Source organism: Nonomuraea sp. CA-141351, from assembly GCF_050944675.1.
Classification (GTDB): domain Bacteria; phylum Actinomycetota; class Actinomycetes; order Streptosporangiales; family Streptosporangiaceae; genus Nonomuraea.
On the sequence record NZ_CP191982.1, the window covers coordinates 6,677,796 to 6,694,946 of the forward strand.

General features: G+C 70.6%; 20 protein-coding genes and 1 pseudogene. 14 read left to right on the top strand and 7 right to left on the bottom strand.

All coding sequences use genetic code 11. The features are described 5' to 3' along the window. Window positions 1–88: 88 nt before the first annotated feature. Together ACQPWU_RS31665 and ACQPWU_RS31670 are read right to left on the bottom strand one after the other, a co-directional pair. Complete coding sequence (locus ACQPWU_RS31665) at window positions 89–1,327, bottom strand: RNA polymerase sigma factor (RefSeq protein ID WP_433428068.1); 1,239 nt, start codon at window positions 1,325–1,327, stop codon at window positions 89–91. After that, entirely contained in the window at window positions 1,324–1,647 is a 324-nt protein-coding gene (locus ACQPWU_RS31670; RefSeq protein WP_433428070.1) for a YciI family protein, read from the bottom strand. Before ACQPWU_RS31670 ends, ACQPWU_RS31665 begins: the two co-directional genes overlap by 4 nt. Window positions 1,648–1,814: 167 nt before the next feature. Here ACQPWU_RS31670 and ACQPWU_RS31675 point away from each other — a divergent pair, with 167 nt between their 5' ends. From ACQPWU_RS31675 to ACQPWU_RS31690, 4 genes are all read left to right on the top strand, one after another. Then, window positions 1,815–2,060 (top strand): hypothetical protein, encoded by a 246-nt coding sequence (locus ACQPWU_RS31675; RefSeq protein WP_433428071.1) that lies wholly within the window; start codon window positions 1,815–1,817, stop codon window positions 2,058–2,060. A 335-nt stretch (window positions 2,061–2,395) separates the two neighbouring features. Continuing rightward, window positions 2,396–3,214, top strand: a complete 819-nt coding sequence (locus tag ACQPWU_RS31680) for a DUF899 family protein (protein WP_433428073.1) — start codon at window positions 2,396–2,398, stop codon at window positions 3,212–3,214. 337 nt (window positions 3,215–3,551) lie between these two features. After that, complete coding sequence (locus tag ACQPWU_RS31685) at window positions 3,552–4,040, top strand: hypothetical protein (protein WP_433428075.1); 489 nt, start codon at window positions 3,552–3,554, stop codon at window positions 4,038–4,040. A 233-nt stretch (window positions 4,041–4,273) separates the two neighbouring features. Next, window positions 4,274–5,020: a phosphotransferase family protein gene (locus tag ACQPWU_RS31690; RefSeq protein WP_433428076.1), complete on the top strand. Its 747-nt coding sequence runs from the start codon at window positions 4,274–4,276 to the stop codon at window positions 5,018–5,020. A 42-nt stretch (window positions 5,021–5,062) separates the two neighbouring features. Here ACQPWU_RS31690 and ACQPWU_RS31695 read toward each other — a convergent pair whose 3' ends face one another. The 3 genes and pseudogenes from ACQPWU_RS31695 to ACQPWU_RS31705 all read right to left on the bottom strand — a co-directional run bounded on the left by ACQPWU_RS31695 (window position 5,063) and on the right by ACQPWU_RS31705 (window position 5,898). Next, the gene (locus ACQPWU_RS31695) at window positions 5,063–5,197 is read right to left on the bottom strand and encodes a hypothetical protein (RefSeq protein WP_433428078.1); all 135 of its coding nucleotides are present in this window, start codon (window positions 5,195–5,197) and stop codon (window positions 5,063–5,065) included. 41 nt (window positions 5,198–5,238) lie between these two features. Continuing rightward, window positions 5,239–5,451: pseudogene (locus ACQPWU_RS31700) on the bottom strand (transposase); the annotation flags it as partial. A gap of 39 nt (window positions 5,452–5,490) precedes the next feature. Continuing rightward, window positions 5,491–5,898 carry a MerR family transcriptional regulator gene (locus tag ACQPWU_RS31705; protein ID WP_433428079.1) on the bottom strand — a complete coding sequence of 136 codons (408 nt, stop codon included), beginning with the start codon at window positions 5,896–5,898 and terminating at the stop codon, window positions 5,491–5,493. A gap of 59 nt (window positions 5,899–5,957) precedes the next feature. Between ACQPWU_RS31705 and ACQPWU_RS31710 the strand changes: the two genes are divergently transcribed. The 3 genes from ACQPWU_RS31710 to ACQPWU_RS31720 all read left to right on the top strand — a co-directional run bounded on the left by ACQPWU_RS31710 (window position 5,958) and on the right by ACQPWU_RS31720 (window position 8,302). After that, window positions 5,958–6,665: an SDR family oxidoreductase gene (locus ACQPWU_RS31710; RefSeq protein ID WP_433428081.1), complete on the top strand. Its 708-nt coding sequence runs from the start codon at window positions 5,958–5,960 to the stop codon at window positions 6,663–6,665. Window positions 6,666–6,933: 268 nt separating this feature from the next. Continuing rightward, entirely contained in the window at window positions 6,934–7,452 is a 519-nt protein-coding gene (locus ACQPWU_RS31715) for a hypothetical protein (RefSeq protein WP_433428083.1), read from the top strand. Window positions 7,453–7,723: 271 nt separating this feature from the next. Continuing rightward, window positions 7,724–8,302, top strand: coding sequence for a hypothetical protein (locus ACQPWU_RS31720; protein WP_433428085.1), 579 nt, complete (start codon window positions 7,724–7,726; stop codon window positions 8,300–8,302). Window positions 8,303–8,447: 145 nt separating this feature from the next. Here the strand turns inward: ACQPWU_RS31720 and ACQPWU_RS31725 are convergent, their stop codons facing one another. Beyond that, window positions 8,448–9,599, bottom strand: a complete 1,152-nt coding sequence (locus ACQPWU_RS31725) for an acyltransferase family protein (protein WP_433428087.1) — start codon at window positions 9,597–9,599, stop codon at window positions 8,448–8,450. Next, entirely contained in the window at window positions 9,589–10,542 is a 954-nt protein-coding gene (locus tag ACQPWU_RS31730; RefSeq protein ID WP_433428089.1) for an alpha/beta hydrolase, read from the bottom strand. The genes ACQPWU_RS31725 and ACQPWU_RS31730 overlap by 11 nt, the downstream gene beginning before the upstream one ends. Window positions 10,543–10,676: 134 nt before the next feature. Between ACQPWU_RS31730 and ACQPWU_RS31735 the strand changes: the two genes are divergently transcribed. From ACQPWU_RS31735 to ACQPWU_RS31765, 7 genes are all read left to right on the top strand, one after another. After that, on the top strand, window positions 10,677–11,885 hold the full coding sequence (locus ACQPWU_RS31735; protein WP_433428092.1) for a sensor histidine kinase: 1,209 nt from the start codon (window positions 10,677–10,679) through the stop codon (window positions 11,883–11,885). Further along, a complete protein-coding gene (locus tag ACQPWU_RS31740) occupies window positions 11,882–12,547 on the top strand; it encodes a response regulator (protein ID WP_433428094.1) in 666 nt (221 codons plus the stop codon). Before ACQPWU_RS31735 ends, ACQPWU_RS31740 begins: the two co-directional genes overlap by 4 nt. A 182-nt stretch (window positions 12,548–12,729) precedes the next feature. After that, window positions 12,730–13,062: a metalloregulator ArsR/SmtB family transcription factor gene (locus tag ACQPWU_RS31745; RefSeq protein WP_433428096.1), complete on the top strand. Its 333-nt coding sequence runs from the start codon at window positions 12,730–12,732 to the stop codon at window positions 13,060–13,062. After that, window positions 13,059–13,802, top strand: a complete 744-nt coding sequence (locus tag ACQPWU_RS31750) for a DUF2071 domain-containing protein (protein ID WP_433428098.1) — start codon at window positions 13,059–13,061, stop codon at window positions 13,800–13,802. The genes ACQPWU_RS31745 and ACQPWU_RS31750 overlap by 4 nt, the downstream gene beginning before the upstream one ends. A gap of 314 nt (window positions 13,803–14,116) precedes the next feature. Further along, window positions 14,117–15,121 (top strand): hypothetical protein, encoded by a 1,005-nt coding sequence (locus ACQPWU_RS31755; RefSeq protein WP_433428100.1) that lies wholly within the window; start codon window positions 14,117–14,119, stop codon window positions 15,119–15,121. A gap of 440 nt (window positions 15,122–15,561) precedes the next feature. Then, window positions 15,562–15,771 (top strand): ferredoxin, encoded by a 210-nt coding sequence (locus ACQPWU_RS31760; protein WP_433428102.1) that lies wholly within the window; start codon window positions 15,562–15,564, stop codon window positions 15,769–15,771. Further along, on the top strand, window positions 15,761–17,131 hold the full coding sequence (locus tag ACQPWU_RS31765) for an NAD(P)/FAD-dependent oxidoreductase (protein ID WP_433428105.1): 1,371 nt from the start codon (window positions 15,761–15,763) through the stop codon (window positions 17,129–17,131). The genes ACQPWU_RS31760 and ACQPWU_RS31765 overlap by 11 nt, the downstream gene beginning before the upstream one ends. Window positions 17,132–17,151: the final 20 nt, after the last annotated feature.

The following is a 17,151-nucleotide window of genomic DNA, read 5'->3' on the forward strand; positions in this document are numbered from 1 at the left end:
GGGCGCTGTCTCGGCTGGTGGGTGTTCCGGTTGAGGATCGCCTTACGGAACACCACCGGACCTCTTGTGCGAGATGCGTCCGTGGGCGCTACCGCAGTTGGTCGCGGCGGCGGATCAGGGAGGCGGTCTCGGCGGTGTTGCCCGCCAGGTCGATGGCTTTGTCGTAGGCCGCGCGCGAGTCCTGACTGCGGCCCAGCCGGCGCAGCAGGTCGGCGCGGGTGGCGTGGTAGGCGTGATAGCCGGCCAACCTGGGCTCAAGACGGTCGACGGCCGCCAGTGCCACCTCCGGGCCGTCGAGCTCGGCGACCGCGATGGCCCGGTTGAGGGCGATGATCGGCGAGGCGTCGAGGCGGATGAGCTGGTCGTAGAGGGCGAGGACCTGCGACCAGTCGGTGTCGCGCATGTCGCGGGCGGAGGTGTGCACGGCGTTGATCGCGGCGAGGATCTGGTAGCGACCCGGAGCCACCCCGGCGGCGGCAGCGGCCAGGCGCTCGCGCACCAGCCGGTGACCTTCGGCGATCAGTTTCGCGTCCCAGGCGCCGCGGTCCTGCTCGTCGAGAGCGACCAGTTCGCCGCCGGCCGAGACCCGGGCGGGGCGGCGGGCCTCGATGAGGAGCATCAGCGCCAGCAGCCCGGCCACCTCACCGTCGTCCGGCAGGAGGAGACGGATCAGGCGAGTGAGCCGGATCGCCTCGGCGGTCAGCTCGTGCCGTACGGGAGCGGTGTCAGGGCCGGTGGCCAGGTAGCCCTCGTTGAAGACGAGGAACAGGACGGCGAGGACGCCGGAGACGCGTGCCGGGAGATCCTCGGCGGACGGCATCCGATAGGGGATGCGAGCCGCCTTGATCTTAGCCTTGGCGCGGGTGATCCGCTGCCCCATGGCGCTCTCGGCCACCAGGAAGGCGCGGGCGATCTCGGGCATGGTCAGGCCGGCGACCATGCGCAGCGTCAGCGCCACGCGGGTCTCCATCGCCAGTGCCGGGTGACAGCAGGTGAAGATCAGCCGGAGCCGGTCGTCGTCGATGGCGCCGAGAGGCTCGGGCGGGTCGTCGTAGGACATCTGAGCCTTTCTGTGCTTGTCGTCGCGCTTGTTCTCGCGCCGGATCCGGTCGATGGCCTGGCGGTTGGCGGTGGTGGTCAGCCAGGCGCCCGGGTTGGGGGGCACGCCGTCGGCCGGCCACCGCTGGACGGCGGTCGCGAACGCCTCGGCGGCCGCCTCCTCGGCGATGTCGAGGTCACCGAAGCGCCTGGTCAGGGAGGCGACCACCCGGGCCCACTCCTCATGGTGGGCCTGGGTGATCGCCTCACGGACGTCGATGCTGTTCACAGGAACGGCCGCACCTCGACCTTCCGGTTGCAGGCCTTCGACCCCTCGGCTGCCAGCTTCAGCGCCACGTCGAGGTCGGCTGCCTCGATGATCCAGAAGCCGGCGAGGTACTCCTTGGACTCCAGAAAGGGCCCGTCGGTGACCATCGCCTCCCCACCCCGGTTGTCGATGACGGTGGCCGTGCCGGGCGAGGCGAGGCCGCCGGCGAAGACCCAGTGGCCCTCGGCCTGGAGCCCGTCATTGAACACGTCGATCGCAGCGTGCTCGTCCGGGGTGGCGAGGCCGGCCTGGTCGTGGATCACGGAAATCAGGTACTGCATCCGAGGATCATCTCCTATGGTGTCAAGACAGTGTGGTGTGCCGGCAGCTCATCCCCTGGCTTGCCCTTCAGGTCCGCGACGGCGGTCGCAAGGTCGTCGGACAGGACGGTGGTGCCCGGCCGAGTGTGGTCGATGCCACGTACTTGGGCCGTGTGTTCCATGCCCCCATGACGGGACATCCTGGACCGTCCAGGACCCCACGAGCCGGCGAACAGCTCGTAGGTCCGCCGGCCGAGCAGGAACGCGTCGGCGCGCTGGAGGTCTGGTTGATGAACGCGCCGGTCTCGTTGTCGCCCTGCCCGCGGGCGCTGAGGAGCTCCGCGATCGATCTGGTCCACGAGCTTGTCCGCACCGGCGCGCTCGAGGAAGTGGAGCGCAGTCGCCGCGAAACTGTCGTGCTGTCGGATCGCTGACGACCGGCGTCCCGGAAAGTTCTTCAAACAAATCCAGGAGTCGGTGTCGGATCGGGGCGGTGGTGTTCGTAGCAGGGGTGAGGCCGTCCGCAAGGGGGCGGCGCCGAGGTAAAGGAACCGCGATCATGAAGCTGACGCCCATGACACGCTCACCGCCATGCTGGCTGGGGCCAGGCATTGCGGCCAGTTCGTCACCAGCACGCGGTCGCGGTGCAAGCGGGCGCCTGGAGCGGCAGACCGCTCGGCCGGCCCGCCGACAGATCGCCCAGCACCACTTCCCGGAGCGTGCGGATCCGGCCGTTTCTACACGGCCGTCTACGAGAAAGGACCTCGCCATGACCAGCCAGCCCACCGAACCTCCCGTTTCGCCTATCGGCGACGCGGCCAAGCCCCCGGTCGCCGACCGGGCCGCGTTCCAGGCCGAACTGGACCGGCTTCGGGCCCGGGAAAAGGCCCACACTCGCGAGGGCGACGCGATCGCCGCCGCCCGCCGCCGCCTGCCGATGGTCCAGATCGATCCACAGACTCCGCTGATCGGGGCGGACGGGCCGGTGCCGCTGATCGACCTTTTCGCCGGCCGGTCGCAGTTGGTCGCCTACTTCCACATGTGGCACCCCGGACGGCCCGCCGCGCAGCAGTGCGAGGGCTGCACCTTCAGCACCTCCCACGTCACCGAGCTGGCTTACCTGCACTCCCGCGACGTCAGCTACGCCGTCTTGGCCGAGGGACCGTACGAGGAGGCCTCGCGCTACCGCGACTTCATGGGCTACCCCGTGCCCTGGTACTCGGTGCCGCAGGACTCCGTGGACCGGCTGATCGCCGGCCGGCACTTCGGCATCCTGGCCTGCTATCTGCGAGACGGTGACCAGGTGTATGAGACCTACTGGACCACCGGCCGCGGCAACGAAGCGATGGCGCCGTCGTACGGACTGCTGGATCGCACCGTCTACGGACGGCAAGAAGACTGGGAGGACTCGCCGGACGGCTGGCCGCAGCGCTGGGGCTCCAAGGGCGGCCAGTTCCAGCTCGACGGCCGGCCGGCCGCCCAATGGCCGCGCCTGCAGGCCGGGCGCGACGACGACCTCGGCCCCCTGGCGGACGGATGGACCGCGTGCACCTGCCCCCTGCACACCGCACCACCGGCCACGCCCTGACGGCACCGTCGTACGGACCCACGGCCGGCGGGAATTCGCCTGGCCGGCCGTGTGGCCCCATCCGCCGAGGGCTCGGCAAGCTTGACGGGTTGAGCGGTGCAGTCCGGCGAAGCTGTTCGAGCCAGCGGCTTCAGTCGCTTGCGCAGCGGCAGCGCCCGGACCTCACCGAAGCCCGGTCGGTCGAGCCCTGTTCGAGTCAGGTGACGCCGAGGTGGACGTTGCGGGTAATGCGGGTCAGCCTCAACGCGTCGGACCGCTCGCCCCGTGACCTGCTTCGTTCCGCGTCGAGCTCGTTCTGTCTGGTGGTGCAATGATCGACAACGGCAAGGAGTGCATCATGCCTCTCCTCCACGCGGTGGGGGTATCGGCCGGCTGCGTCCTGGCCCTCGCGCCGGCGCTGCTGCCCACCGCACGTCCCATCAAGAGGTGGCCGCACGTCGTCATGGCGCTCGGCATGGCGGCCGGGCATCTGGGCGGCGTGTTCCTGTCCGTCTCGGTGTTCGCGCTGCTGACCGCCGGCTGGCTGTGCGGCACCCCCTCCCGCCGTGCGGAGAGCGGTCATCACATCCAGGACTTTGTGGTCATGGCCATCCTCTTGGTGCTGACGGCATTCAACGGACCCCCTCTCGACGGCGCTCCGTCCGGACACACGCACGGAGCCGGTTCGCTGGCCACGATGGCCGTGCTCATCGGGCTGGCCTGGACCTGCGCCCGGCTCATCCGCGTTCTGCCCGAGCGGGGCGTGAACCGAAGGGGGATCGGCCAGGAGCTGTGCTCGGCCGGAATGGCGGCCAGCATGGCCTTCATGGCCGCGTTGTCGCTGTGATGAGGGCCGGAGCCGGTGCTGCTGCAGGACGAGCCGACCATCGGCCCGGACGTGGCGGGCCACGCGCACGACCAGGTCCAATCCGAATGAAGGCATGGGTTCTCAGTTCTCCTGACCTGGTCAGCGGTCGGTGTCGCGCACGAGGCCGCTCGGTAGCGGGACGCGGTCAGCCGCGCCGTCGCACGCGATAAACCCGGCGACGTCGACGATCAGCCCCGGGATACTGGTCGCCCATGGACGAAGTCAAAATGGTCGTCGCCCATTCCGAGCGCGCGACCCTACGCGTCGGCGACGTGTTCCTGAAGGTGGACGCCGATCAGGCGCGCATCGACGTCGAGGTCGAGGCGATCGCCCTCGCGCCGGTCCCGACCCCGAAGGTCCTGTGGCACAAGCCGCCGGTGCTCGCCATCGCCGCAGTCCCGGGGACGGCGCTCGGCCGCCTCGGCGAGCCGTCGACCGCATCCCCGGCGGCGTGGGCCGCGGCGGGCGCCGCCATCCGGAGGTTACACGACGCGCCGTTGCCGCCCCGCCCCGGCCGGGCCGGCCGGGGCCTCGACGAGTTGGCGGCGGAACTCGACGGCGAGTGCGAGTGGCTCGTGGCGAACGGCGTCCTGCCCGCCGCCCTGGTCACCCGCAACCGCCAGGTCGCTGAGGCCGCGCTCCGGCCGTGGACTCCGGCGTTCACACACGGCGACCTGCAGATCGCGCACGTCTTCGTCGACGGCGACGAGGTCACCGGCATCATCGACTGGTCCGAGGCGGGCCAAGGTGATGCCCTGTTCGACCTCGCCACCTTGACGCTCGGGCACGAGGAGCACCTCGGCGACGTCGTCGCCGGCTACGGCACCGACGTCGACGTTGACGTGATCCGCGCGTGGTGGTCGTTGCGAAGCCTGCTAGTGGTTCGCTGGCTGGTCGAGCACGGCTTCGACCCGTTCGCGCCGGGCTGTGAGATCGACGTGCTGAGATCCCGGCTGTGAGGCTGCGCGGGCCCGACCGCTATGAGAAGTCCTATCGGATGATCAATGGATGAGGCGTCGCCAGCACATGATGGCGGCGGCGAGGGTCATGGAGGCTTCGTGGATGTCGTCGCGAATCCCCCAGCGGATACGCAGGCGGCGGAACCAATGCAACAGGGCGATCGTCTGCTCGATCACCCGGCGATGCCTACCCAGGCCGGAGCCGTGCCGGGTGCCACGGCGGGGCAGAAACTCCAGGCAATACCGGTGTAGAGCACGAACAAGATGCCCGACAGGACCTTCCGGTTGTCCAGGCGCTTACGGCCCGGATGATCTGTACGGCGTGGCAAGACCGGCAACAACGGTTCGATCCGCGCCCACAACTCATCCGGGATGATCCCCGGCGACTGCTCACCCTTCCTCACAGAGGTGATCAACCTGTAGATGATCATTTTGTTGGGACTTCTTAGAGCCTGACCTGGCCGGCGCGATCACGGCGTCGCGGAGTGACTCGCGTGCGCGGCGACGTCCTGGTCCGCGATCCACGTGCAGCCGCTGGCCGGATCTCCGGAGGACAGGATGACGGCGTCGAGGCGCTCACGGGTACGGGTCAACGCGGCGATCTGGGCATCGATGCGATCACGTTCGGCGGCCAGCCGGGCTCGCGACTCCGGGGTGCTGACCTTGGCCTCGACGCAGGGCAGCAGCTCGGCGATGGTCCGGCTGGACAGGCCGGCCGCGTAGAGCATCTGGATCAGCTGAACCCGGTCGGCCGCCGACTCGGGATAGTGGCGCTGCCCGGAGCCGCTCCGGGCAGCCTCCAGCAGCCCCTGCTCCTCGTAGTAGCGCAGGGCCCGTACGCTGACGCCTGACTGCACCGCCAACTCACCGATACGCACCGTGACCTCCATCACAGGACTTGCCTCTGACGTCAACGTCAGGTTTTAGCTTATCCGGCATGCAGATCAATGGAGCACACGTGCTGGTCACCGGCGCCAACCGCGGCCTGGGCCGCCAGTTCGCCCTTTCCCTTCTCGACCGCGGCGCCGCCAAGGTGTACGCCACCGCCCGCCGTCCGGACCTCATCGACGTGCCTGGGGTCGTCCCGCTGCGACTCGACATCACCGATCCGGCATCGATCGCCGGCGCGGCGGCCGCGGCACCTGATGTCAAGATCGTCATCAATAACGCGGGAATCTCGACCGGGGCGAACCTGGTCACCGGGGACCTGGACATGATCCGCCGTGAGATGGACACGCACTTCTACGGCACCCTCAACGTGATCCGCGCCTTCGCGCCCCAACTGGCCGACGGCGCGATCCTCAACGTGCTGTCGGCGATCTCGTGGCTCGCCTACGACGGTGCGGGCGCCTATCACGCGGCCAAGGCCGCCGAGTGGGCGCTCACCAACAACGTCCGCCTGGAGCTGGCCGGTCAGCGCACCCTGGTGACGGGCCTGCACCTGGGCGCCGCGGACACCGACATGATGGCCTGGTACAACGGCGACAAGAGCGCCCCCGAGGCGATCGTCGCGGCAGCCCTGGACGGGATCGAGGCGCACCGGCCCGAGGTGCTCGCCGACGACTGGAGCCGCCAGGTGAAGAGGTGGCTGTCGGAGGACCCGAATGTCATCTACCGGGAAGCGGCGGCCGCCCTCACCACCTGACCTGGCTCGAGGTCCGCTCCTGCAGTGTGAGGTGACGGGGTCCGTCAACTCGTCTTTGAGGGGTGGGACTCTGGCCAGAAACTTGCCGCGGCCCCCGTAGCTGCTGGTCAGCCGCGTCGGCGGGGGCTGGACAGCGTCGCGGTGGCCTGATGCACGGCGGCCAGGCCGGGTTTGACGTAGCGCTGCACGCTGCGCAGTGACTCGTGCCCGGTCTTGGCCATGATGACGTTGGCGGAGGGTTGGCCTCGCCGAGGTGCGTGGCTGGGCTGTGTCGGAGTTGGTGCAGCTGGAGCCCGTCGGCGTAGTGGGCGAGCAGGATGCGGGCGCGGTCGTAGCCCAGCCGGACCCGGCCGGTCTCCGGACAGATGTCGTCAGGGTCGGTGGTGGCCAGGCGGTGCGGGCCGGTACTCGGACAGGAACAGCGGGCCGCGTTCCCGGCCGGAGATCAGCCGGGGCAGCAGGTGCGCGGATCGGCTCTGGCCTGGACGTCGAGCCCGCCGACATCAGCACCCTCGCCGAGGTGGGCCACCTGGCCGTGGCCGACGTGTTCGAGAAGAAGGGCCGCTCCTACGACCTGTACGCACTGGCGGACATCGACGCCTTGACTCCCGGGCAGGTGCGGCCGGTGATCGAGAAGCGGCCGCGTGGCTGGACCGGTCGCTGTCCCTCGACGAAGCCGCGGAATCGCTGGGCTGGCACTACCGCGAGCCAGCCGGGCGTCCCGTCGCGCTCGCTTCGTCGGGCGAGGTGCTGGAGTTGCCGTTCGTGCACGCCGGGCACCCAATGAGAGAAACTCCGGCGCGGCCTCGAACCAATGATCGTGTGGTGGCATCCAACAAGGTCACAGCATCAGAAGGGATTCATGTGATCGTCTTGTTGAACGGCACCTTCGGGGCAGGCGACCATGTCACCGTGGATGGGCCTTCCGCTCGGCGGCCGGGGCTGCGCATGACGCAGGGTGCCCTCGCAGCCGTGAGCGTGTCCCAGGCATGGTGATCCGCAGACGCGCCCCGCGCTCCACGCAGCGAATCGACGTGACCCGACTTCCCGACGACGTCGTGGCGCTCATCGACGCCCTCGAGCCTGGTGACAACTTGGTCCTCACGCGTGATGGCGCGTCGATCGCGACGATCTCCAGCACCATTGACGTGGTCCAAGGCGCCATAGTCGATCGCGACGCGCCAGATGAGGCCAACGATCAAGCACCGATCGACTACGAGAGCATGACAGTCGTGGCCACCGCGATGGAGTTGTCGTCCGCGGCTCGGGTCGCGCTATCCACCCAGCTCGGGGCGGACTACGTGGTGCTCGACATGCATGCGGCTCCCGCGACGACCGATGTGCTGCTGGTACCTCCAGGCAGCCCGCAGCTGATCACAGCGCTCCGATCGATGTTCCCGAAAGCTCGCGTCATCGTCACCGAGATCGAGGACCCCGAACTCGGAGTTCAGTACCACGGCCCGGTCCGACGACTGCTCGACGCCGGCGCTGATGCGTATCTACCTCCGGCGACCCTCCCCCACCTGGCCAGGCAGCTTGACTACACACTGAATCAAGGGCGCGAGATCGCCGGCGGGGCCGCGACACCACTGCAGATCGCCCCGACCGTGGAGCCGGCAGATCCAGACGACGAATGACCCGCGCCTCTTCGCTGGACCGTCGGGTGGCGGATCACCGTAGCCGGGCCAAGACCGCCATCAACACGACGACGATCGACCGTCAGACTCCGCGGTGTCGTTCTGCCGTATTCCCGCAGCCCGCGCCCTGCCGGCCTGCGCGGGATCAGTGTGACCGCAGTCGCTCGGGTGCGGCCCGGCCCTGGTCACGTTCTTCGGGCTGTCGATGTTCGTGGGCGTGGAAGGCGAGCCGGCACGCCAGCAGGGCCAGCGCGAACGCCGGCACCCAGGCCAGCCGGGCGAGCACCCAGGCGGGGGTGTCGGGGACGGTGTGCAGACCGGGCAGCGGGCGGGCGGCGAGCAGGCCGAGGGCGGTGACCGCGATCATGGCGGTCTGGTGCCAGAGGTAGATCGTCATGGCGGACAGGTTGGCCATGGCCACGGCGGCCCAGGCGGCGGGGTGGGTGAGCGCCCGGCGCAGCGGGCCGAGCAGCAGCAGCGCCGCCCCGCACTGGGCCAGGCCGAAGGTGACGGCCGCGAGGGTGGGCGGCGACTGGTTGGAGACGGGGGCGCCGGGCACGCCCACCATGGATGCCGGGTAGCCGGCCCACAGGACGAGCGCGGCGGTGGCCGCGGCGCCGCCGATCAGCAGCGTCCACCCGGTCGAACGGCTGCGCAGGCGGCCACGGCCCCAGGCCGCGCCCAGGCAGTAGGGCACCAGCCAGCCGGCGGCGAGGTTGGCCCAGCCGATCCAGGCCGGCCCGCCCATCCCGAACCTGACGAGGTCGGCGACGGCGACCGTGGCGAGCGGCCACGCCGGGTGGAGGGTGGCGACCAGCGGGGTCGCCGCCGTCAGCGCCGCGAAGATCAGCAGGAACCACAGCGGCGACCACACCAGCTTGGCCAGGGCGATCACCGTCTTCAGATCGGCTCCGAGGGCGAGCATCGCGACCGCCGCCACGGCCCACACCGCCGGCACGGCGACGACCGGCCGCAGCAGCCGGGCCATGCGGGCGCCGAGCCACCCCGCGTAGGTGAGACCGCGGGCGCGGGCGCGGGTGAGGCTTGTGGCGGCCATCTGCCCACCCACCAGGAAGAAGACCGTCATGGTCTGGAAGATCCACGAGGCGGGGGCGAGGTAGGGCATGTCGCGCAGCGGGCTGGTCACGTACATGGTGCCGCTGTCGGCGACCAGGGCGGTCACCAGCCAGTGGCCGAGCACCACGCCGCCGATGGCCAGGGCGCGCAGCGCGTCGATGCCGCGGTCGCGATCGGAGGGGGTCGCCGTGTCGATGCGCCGGATGAGGTCAGGCAGCACGGCGGGCCTCGACGGGGTCTTGTCCGGAGATGATCCGGGCGATGTTGTCCAGCGGCAGGGAGCCGGCTTTCAGGTAGTCGCTGTGCCCGCCGTCGCCTGCGGCGAAATGGCGCGCGCCGAAGCCCGGCGAGACCAGGTCGGCGCCGAAACCGAGGCCTGCGAGCAGGGCGCGTGGCACGCGGGCGACCCAGTCGCCGCTTGCCCGCCCTTCCCAGACGGCCGCTCGTGTGCGCAGGTCGGCGGCGTGCTCGACGGTGAGGCCGGGGCTGCCGGTCAGGATGAGCCGGTCGACGTCCAGTCCGGGCGCGGCCCTGCCGCAGACCACGCTGCCGTAGGAGTGGCACAGCAGGGAGATGCGGGCGGCGGGCTTGGCGGCGCCCAGTTCCCGGACGAATGCGCGTAACGCCGGGGCTGCCTCGTCGGCGCGGCCGGGGGTCAGCGCCGACAGGCTCACCAGGGTGGGCGTCCGGTAGCCGAGCCAGGCGACGACCGCGGACCTCTCGCCGAGCGCCTGCTGCAGCCTCAGCGCGCCGCCGCGCAGGAGCCCGTACTTGTCGAGGCTGGTGTCGCTGCCGGGGACCAGCACGGCGATCTTCTCCGCAGCCGGCAGGTCACCGAACACCTCGATGGCGCGGCCGCCGTCGCGGCCGTCGAAGGACAGGAACCGGCGTTCGGGGCCGGCCATGGCGCGCAGCATCGCGGCCCGCCACCGGTCACCGTGGTCCGCGGCCATCCTCTCGGCGGCCCGGATGGCGTCCCGGCTCGCGGCGTACCGTGCGGCCAGGGCCTCGGGGGTCGCGGCCCGCAACGGTGTGACGGGGGCCGGGGTGGGCGCGGGGACCGCGGCGGAGCGCGTCGCACCCGTCACCGGCGCCGCCACCGAGGCGGAGATGAACGCGGCGAGCAGGGTACGGCGCAGGAGGGGCGCTTTGACGTCGATCACCCGATCGACGGTGCCGCAGGCGGCACCCGCGCCACATCGGACCGTCGTCGGCATTCGCTGGGCTGCTGGGATACCACGGTCGTACGACCGTGGTCCGATGCCAAGGCCCGGTCGACGCCGTTACCATCCTGTGCATGCACGTGACACCGCCATTGCCGCTGCTCAAACGGGTGCCGCCGGGCGCATGGACAGCCCTGGCGTGGTGCGGCGGCCTGGTGTTCACGTTCCTGGTACGGGTCAGGCTCCCGGGAGAGAGCGAGCCCGCCGTGCTGGCAGGGGTCGTCTTCTACCGGTGGGACGGACTGACGAACCTGGCGTTGGCCACAGCGGTGGCGCTGGCGGGCTGCGCGCTGCTGCGTCGCCGGCCGCTGCGGGCGCTGTGGCTGCTGCTGGCCGCTTCCGTTCTGGCGTGCATTCCGCTGGGTGTGGGAGAGATTCCGCTGGCCCAATACCTGGCGGTCGACGTCGCGGTGTGCTTCCTCGCCGCCGGCGGCGCACGCCGTACCGGGATCGCCGCCCTCGCCGGCGCGCTCGCCGTCCTGGCCGGCTACCTGACCATCCGGCTGCTGTGCGGCTGGCCGATCGGCACCTCGGCCGAGCTGGCCGTGGCCATGACGACCATCATCGCGTGGCTGATCGGCCACTCGGTGCGCCAGGCCCGCGAGCACGCCGAGACGCTGGTCGCCAAGGCCACCGTCCAGGCCGTCACCGACGAACGGCTGCGCATCTCCCGCGAGCTGCACGACACGGTCGCCCACAGCATCGGCGTCATCGCGCTGCAGGCCGGCGCGGCGCGCCGCGTCATCGACACCCAGCCAGGGCGCGCGAGCCAAGCACTGGGCGAGATCGAGACGGTCGGCCGGGAGGCGCTGTCCGGGCTGCGCCGGATGCTGGGGGCGCTCCGCCACAGCCAGGCGAACCGGCCGCACGACGCGGCCGAGCCCCATCCCTCACCGGGCCTGGCGGACCTCGACCGGCTGGCCGAGGCGACCACGGACGCCGGCGTTCGCGTCGAGGTGAGCCGGCGGGGCGAGCCGTACCGGCTGCCACCGGAGATCGACGTCTCCGCCTACCGCATCATCCAGGAGGCGGTCACCAACGTCGTGCGCCACGCCGGCACGGGCTCGTGCCGCGTATTCGTGGACTACCGCGACGGCGAACTCGCCATCGAGGTCCTCGATGAGGGGCGCGGCCCCCGTCGCACACCAGGCAGCAGCGGCTACGGCCTGATCGGGATGCGGGAGCGCGTCAGCCTGCTGCACGGGACCTTCGCGGCGGGTCCGCGTCCCGAAGGCGGCTTCCGGGTGGCTGCCCACCTGCCTTTGACGGCGGCAGTTCGGTGACCATTCGCGTCCTCCTGGCCGACGACCAGCCGCTGATTCGCACCGCCCTGCACATGGTCATCGCCGACGCCCCCGACCTCGAAGTCGCCGGAGAGGCCTCAACCGGGCTCCAAGCCGTCCAGCTGGCCGGCGACCTGCGCCCCGATGTGGTGGTGATGGACATCCGCATGCCCGGCATGGACGGCATCGAAGCCACCCGGCTCATCACCAAAGGACCCGGTCCTGCGCACGTCGTGGTGTTGACCACGTTCGACGAGGACGACTACGTCTACGGCGCGTTGCGCGCCGGCGCATCCGGATTCCTCGTCAAGGACATGGCCCTGGACGACATCCTCGCCGCGATCCGGGTCGTGGCCGCCGGCGACGCCCTGATCGCACCGGGCGTCACCCGGCGGCTGATCGAGACGTTCGCCACCGACCGCCCCGGCTCCGCTCCCGCTCCCCCTCCACGCGAACTGGCGGGCATCACCGAGCGCGAACGCGAGGTCCTGACTCTCATCGCCCGCGGCCTGTCCAACACCGAGATCGCCACCGACCTGTCCATCAGCGTCGCCACCGTCAAGGCGTACGTGACCCGGCTGCTGGCCAAGCTCGACGCGCGTGACCGGGTCCAGCTCGTCATCATCGCCTACGAGGCGGGCCTGGTCTCACCGTCAAGGTGATCGAACGGCGTGCTCCCCTCTGAGCAGCCGATAGACGCCGGCCACGGAAGGGGGCTTCATCCCATGCACCGCGAAGACGGGTCACGGCTCGCCTGCATGCAGACCCCTGATGTCCCGTCACCTCGGTGGACCTTGGGAGACCGCGTTGTTAGCTATTTAGCTACTTTGCTAATATACAAAGCATGACGGACGCCAAGGACGAGACCGGTGTCTTCCGCGCGCTCGCCGATCCCACAAGACGCCAGATTCTCGAAGACCTGCGTGACGGCGAGCTCTCGGCAGGACAGATCGCGAGCCGGTTCTCCATCAGCGCGCCGTCCATCTCCCGCCACCTCGGCGTCCTCAAGGGCGCAGGTCTGGTCACCGAGCGCCGCGACGGCAACCGCATCCTTTACACACTGGCCGAGGAGCAGCTGGCCATCTGCGTCGGCCGTTTCCTCAGCGCCGTCTGTCCCGAGCAGGTCGTCCTACGCCACACCAAGTGGCGCCGCCTTTCGGAAGGTGAGGGAGCGTGAGGCAACCCCGTCTGTCCAGCGTCGTCGAGCGGCGCCTCCTGGTGAATTACCGGCTGACGCCGGAAGTCGCCACCCGCCTGCTGCCCGACGGGCTCCGCCCGCAACTCGTGCGCGGACATGCCGTCGCGGGCATCTGCCTGCTCCGCCTGGGAGACGTACGGCCGAGCTGGGCGCCGAAAGCCGTGGGATTGCGCAGCGAGAACGCCGCCCACCGCATCGCCGTCGAGTGGGACGGTCCCGGCGGAGTCGAGACCGGCGTCTACATCCCACGCCGCGACACCGCTTCGCTGCTCAACACCTGGGCCGGCGGACGCCTCTTCCCTGGCGAGCACGGCCGGGCCGACTTCGAGGTCCGCGAGACGCCCGGCGAGCTGCGCGTCGCCTACACCGCCCGCAGCGGCGACACGCGAGTGGACGTCACCGTCGAGGTGACCCCCGGCCTGCGGGGCAGCCAGCTGTTCGACAACCTGCAACAGGCGTCGATCTTCTTCGAGCGTGGGGCCAAGGGCTACTCACCTACGGCCGCGGGAGCGCTCGAAGGCATGGAATTGAATGCGGACGCCTGGCGGCTGGACGCGTGCCGAATCGTCTCGGCGCAATCGTCGTTCTTCGACAGCTTGCCCCATGGGAGCGCGACACTGGACTGCGCTCTCGTCATGCGGGAAGTCCCCGTCACCTGGCGCCCGCTACCGGCCATGCACCCAGACCTGGACGTACCTCTCGCACCCCAGCACACCTGACGCGGGGCCCCGCCCCTCTGGCGCATGAGGAGGAACCCCACCTATCCAAGTGGCCCGCGCCACCACCGGAACCGGATCGCCAAAGTCCAAGGCTCCTTCGACCGGCCCGGACCGGCCTGATGCTGTCCCCGCCGCTGAGGTCATGCCGGGCGTCGAGGGGATCCCGGGCCGGACCCCTACTTCATCCGGCGTACCCGCACGGCCCGATACCCCCCGGGGAGTATCGGTCAGACCCTTCGGCCGGACGACGACACCACCACTTCCGCACGGCGATGCTCGAGACCCACCATCTCCCCGCAGGAAGGCGCCATTTCATGTCGTCCGCACTCATACGCCACATCACCCCCGTGTCCCCGCACCGTGCCCGTGGCACGCTGGCCGAGGTGTACGCGCAGGTCAACGCCGAGTTCAGCAGCATCGGCCCGGCCGTGATGATGATGTCGCCCTCCCCCGAGATCATGGCCGCAGGCTGGTCGCTGATGCGCGAAGCCCAGCTGGCCGGTGAGGCCCCGGCGTTGGAGAAGTCCATCGTCGCGTTGGGCGCCGCTCAGGCCAACGGGCTCGACTACGACATTGAGGCGTTCCTGTCGGTGCTGCGGCTGCTCGGCCGGCCGCAGCTCGCCGACACCATCGAGCGCGGCGACCCGCCCTCCGACCCCGGCCTGGCGGCCCTGCTGGACTGGGCCGCCTCCACCGGCGTCGCCGCGCGGGAACCGCTGAAGCCGCCGTTCTCCGGCGAGGTGGCCGCGGAATACCTCGGCACGCTCCTGTTCACGCACTTCATCGACCGCGTGGCGGCCGCCATGCTGCCCGCAGGGCTGACTCCCGGCAGCATGGACCCCGACGACGAGCCACCGTTCGACGGCGCCCCGGTCCTGCGCCCCCTCGATCAGGACCTGCGCCCCGGCGCCACCCTCCCCCTGCTGGACGGCCTGCCCACCGCCGAACCGCCCGCGTGGGCGGCCGGACGCCCGATCGGCACCGCGTACGCCACCCTCGCCGCCACCGCCGCTCAGGGCAGCGGCCTGCTCACCCCGGCGGCCGCCACCGCGGCGGCGGCAGTGATCGCCGAACACCGGGGCCGCCGACTGCCCGTCGGCGACTGGCTCGACCGGCCCCTCTCGTCCCTCTCGCAGGGCGAACGTATGGGAGCGCGCATCGCGATCCTCGCCGCCCTGGCACCCGAGGCCATCACCGACGAGCACGTCACGGCCTGGCGCGCCACCGACCACCGCCTCAGCGACCACTGCACCGTCTCCCTCCTCGCCTACGGCGCCATGACCGCCGTCACCCACATCGAGGCCGACATCACCGCCTGACCTCCTCCACCACGGCCCCGTCCCATCAAGCAATCGCCTCAGCCCAGGTCAGTCGGGCCGCTGAGCCGAGGCGAGAAGCGGTAGCGGAGGACCACAGTTCCCGGGGCAGACCAACTACGCCAGAAAGGGGCTAATAGGGCTGGTCAGTAGCCGTCAGAGAGCGAGGGTCCTGCTGATCAGAAATCTTCGATGTGGACGAACATGGGCCACCGACGAGCCCCAGCCCCCAAAGGCGAATTCTCCGCTGAAGGGCCTTCAGCCGCCCTGAACTTACGGTGGACGGCGCACTAGCGAACGTGACCCCATCAGAATGATCAAGGTCGAGGAGGCCCGCCCCCGGCGCAGCAGTCAGGCGATCTCCCGATTATTGCCTTAATGTCCGACTTTTGGGCTGCTGTTCTGGACAGGAACAGGGGTGAGGCGACGGAGGGAGTGGTGGGATGCGGATCGTTGTGGACCTCACCCGCTGCCAGGGCTATGCGCAGTGTGTGTTCCTCGCGCCGAAGGTGTTCCACCTGCACGGGGAGGAGGCACTGCTGTACGACCCGGCCGTCCCCGACGACCAGCTGGAGCGCGTGCGCCAGGCCGCCGCGGCGTGCCCCGTCCAGGCCATCCTCCTCGGTGAGGAGGTGAGCGCCGGTGGCCGGTGACCTGCGGGAGGGCCGGATCGTCATCATCGGCGCGTCGCTGGCCGGGCTGCGAGCCGCCGAGACGCTGCGCGAGGAGGGCTTCACCGGCTCACTGACCGTGGTGGGAGACGAGCCCCATCCGCCCTACGACAGGCCGCCGCTGTCCAAGCAGGTGCTGCTCGGCCAGGCGGCGGCGGACGCCACCGGGCTGCCGATGCGCCGGGACCCGGACGCCGATTGGCGGCTCGGGGTGCGGGCCACCGGTCTGGATCCCCTCGGGAAACGGGTGGTGCTGGCCGACGGCGAATCGTTGCCCTTCGACCGGCTGCTGATCGCGACCGGGACCAGGGCGCGGCCCTGGCCCAATCCAGAGGAGGCCGCCCTGGACGGGGTGTTCACCTTGCGCACCTGCGATGACGCCGGACGGCTGGCCGAGCGGCTCGCCGCCGGGCCGCGGCGGGTACTGGTGATCGGCGGCGGGTTCACAGGCTCGGAGGTCGCCTCGGCCTGCCGGGAACGGGGGCTGGAGGTCACGGTCACCGAGCGCGGCCCCGCACCCCTGGTGGGCGCGCTCGGCGGCACCCTGTCGAAGCTTGCCGCCGGAATGCAGCGGAGGCACGGAGTGGACCTGCGCTGCGGGGCGACGGTCACCGCCCTGCGCGGGGACGGGGACGGCCGCTTCACCGGTGCCGACCTGTCCGACGGCAGCCACGTCAACGCGGATGTTTGCGTCGTCGCGCTGGGGGCGGTCCGCAACGTCGAATGGCTGGCGGACGCCGGGCTGGCAGCGGGCCCGCGCGGGGTCGCCTGCGACGCCGGATGCCGGGCCTTCGACATGTACGGGATCGTCACCGACGACGTCTTCGTCGCCGGCGATGTCTCCCGCTTTCCCCACCCGCTGTTCGACTACCAACTGCTCTCCTTGGAGCACTGGGGCAACGCGGTCGCGCAGGCCGAGGTGGCGGCCTACAACATGGTCAATCCAGGGCCGCTGCGGCGTCCCCACCTTGCGCTCCCGACGTTCTGGTCGAGCCAGTTCGGGCTCAACATCAAGTCGGTGGGCGTCCCCACCTTCTCCGACCAGATAGTCCTTGCGCAGGGCTCGCTGGAGGAGCGCCGTCTGACGATGGTGTACGGCTACCGGGGCCGGGTCACCGCCGCGGTCACCGTCAACATGGCCAAGTCGCTCGAGTACTACCAGCACCTGATCGAGACCGCCGCCCCGTTCCCGCCCGTGCCCGGCGCGGCGGACCGTCCGATCGCAGCAGACATCCCGTTTCCCTCCGATGTGCCGGATCCGAAGGGGCTTTCGCACGGCCCCATCGTCGCGCTCACCGGTCACCTGCCGGACCGCCGGCTGACCGTGGTGCGGCCTGGCTGACCCTTCCGCCCGTCCACGAG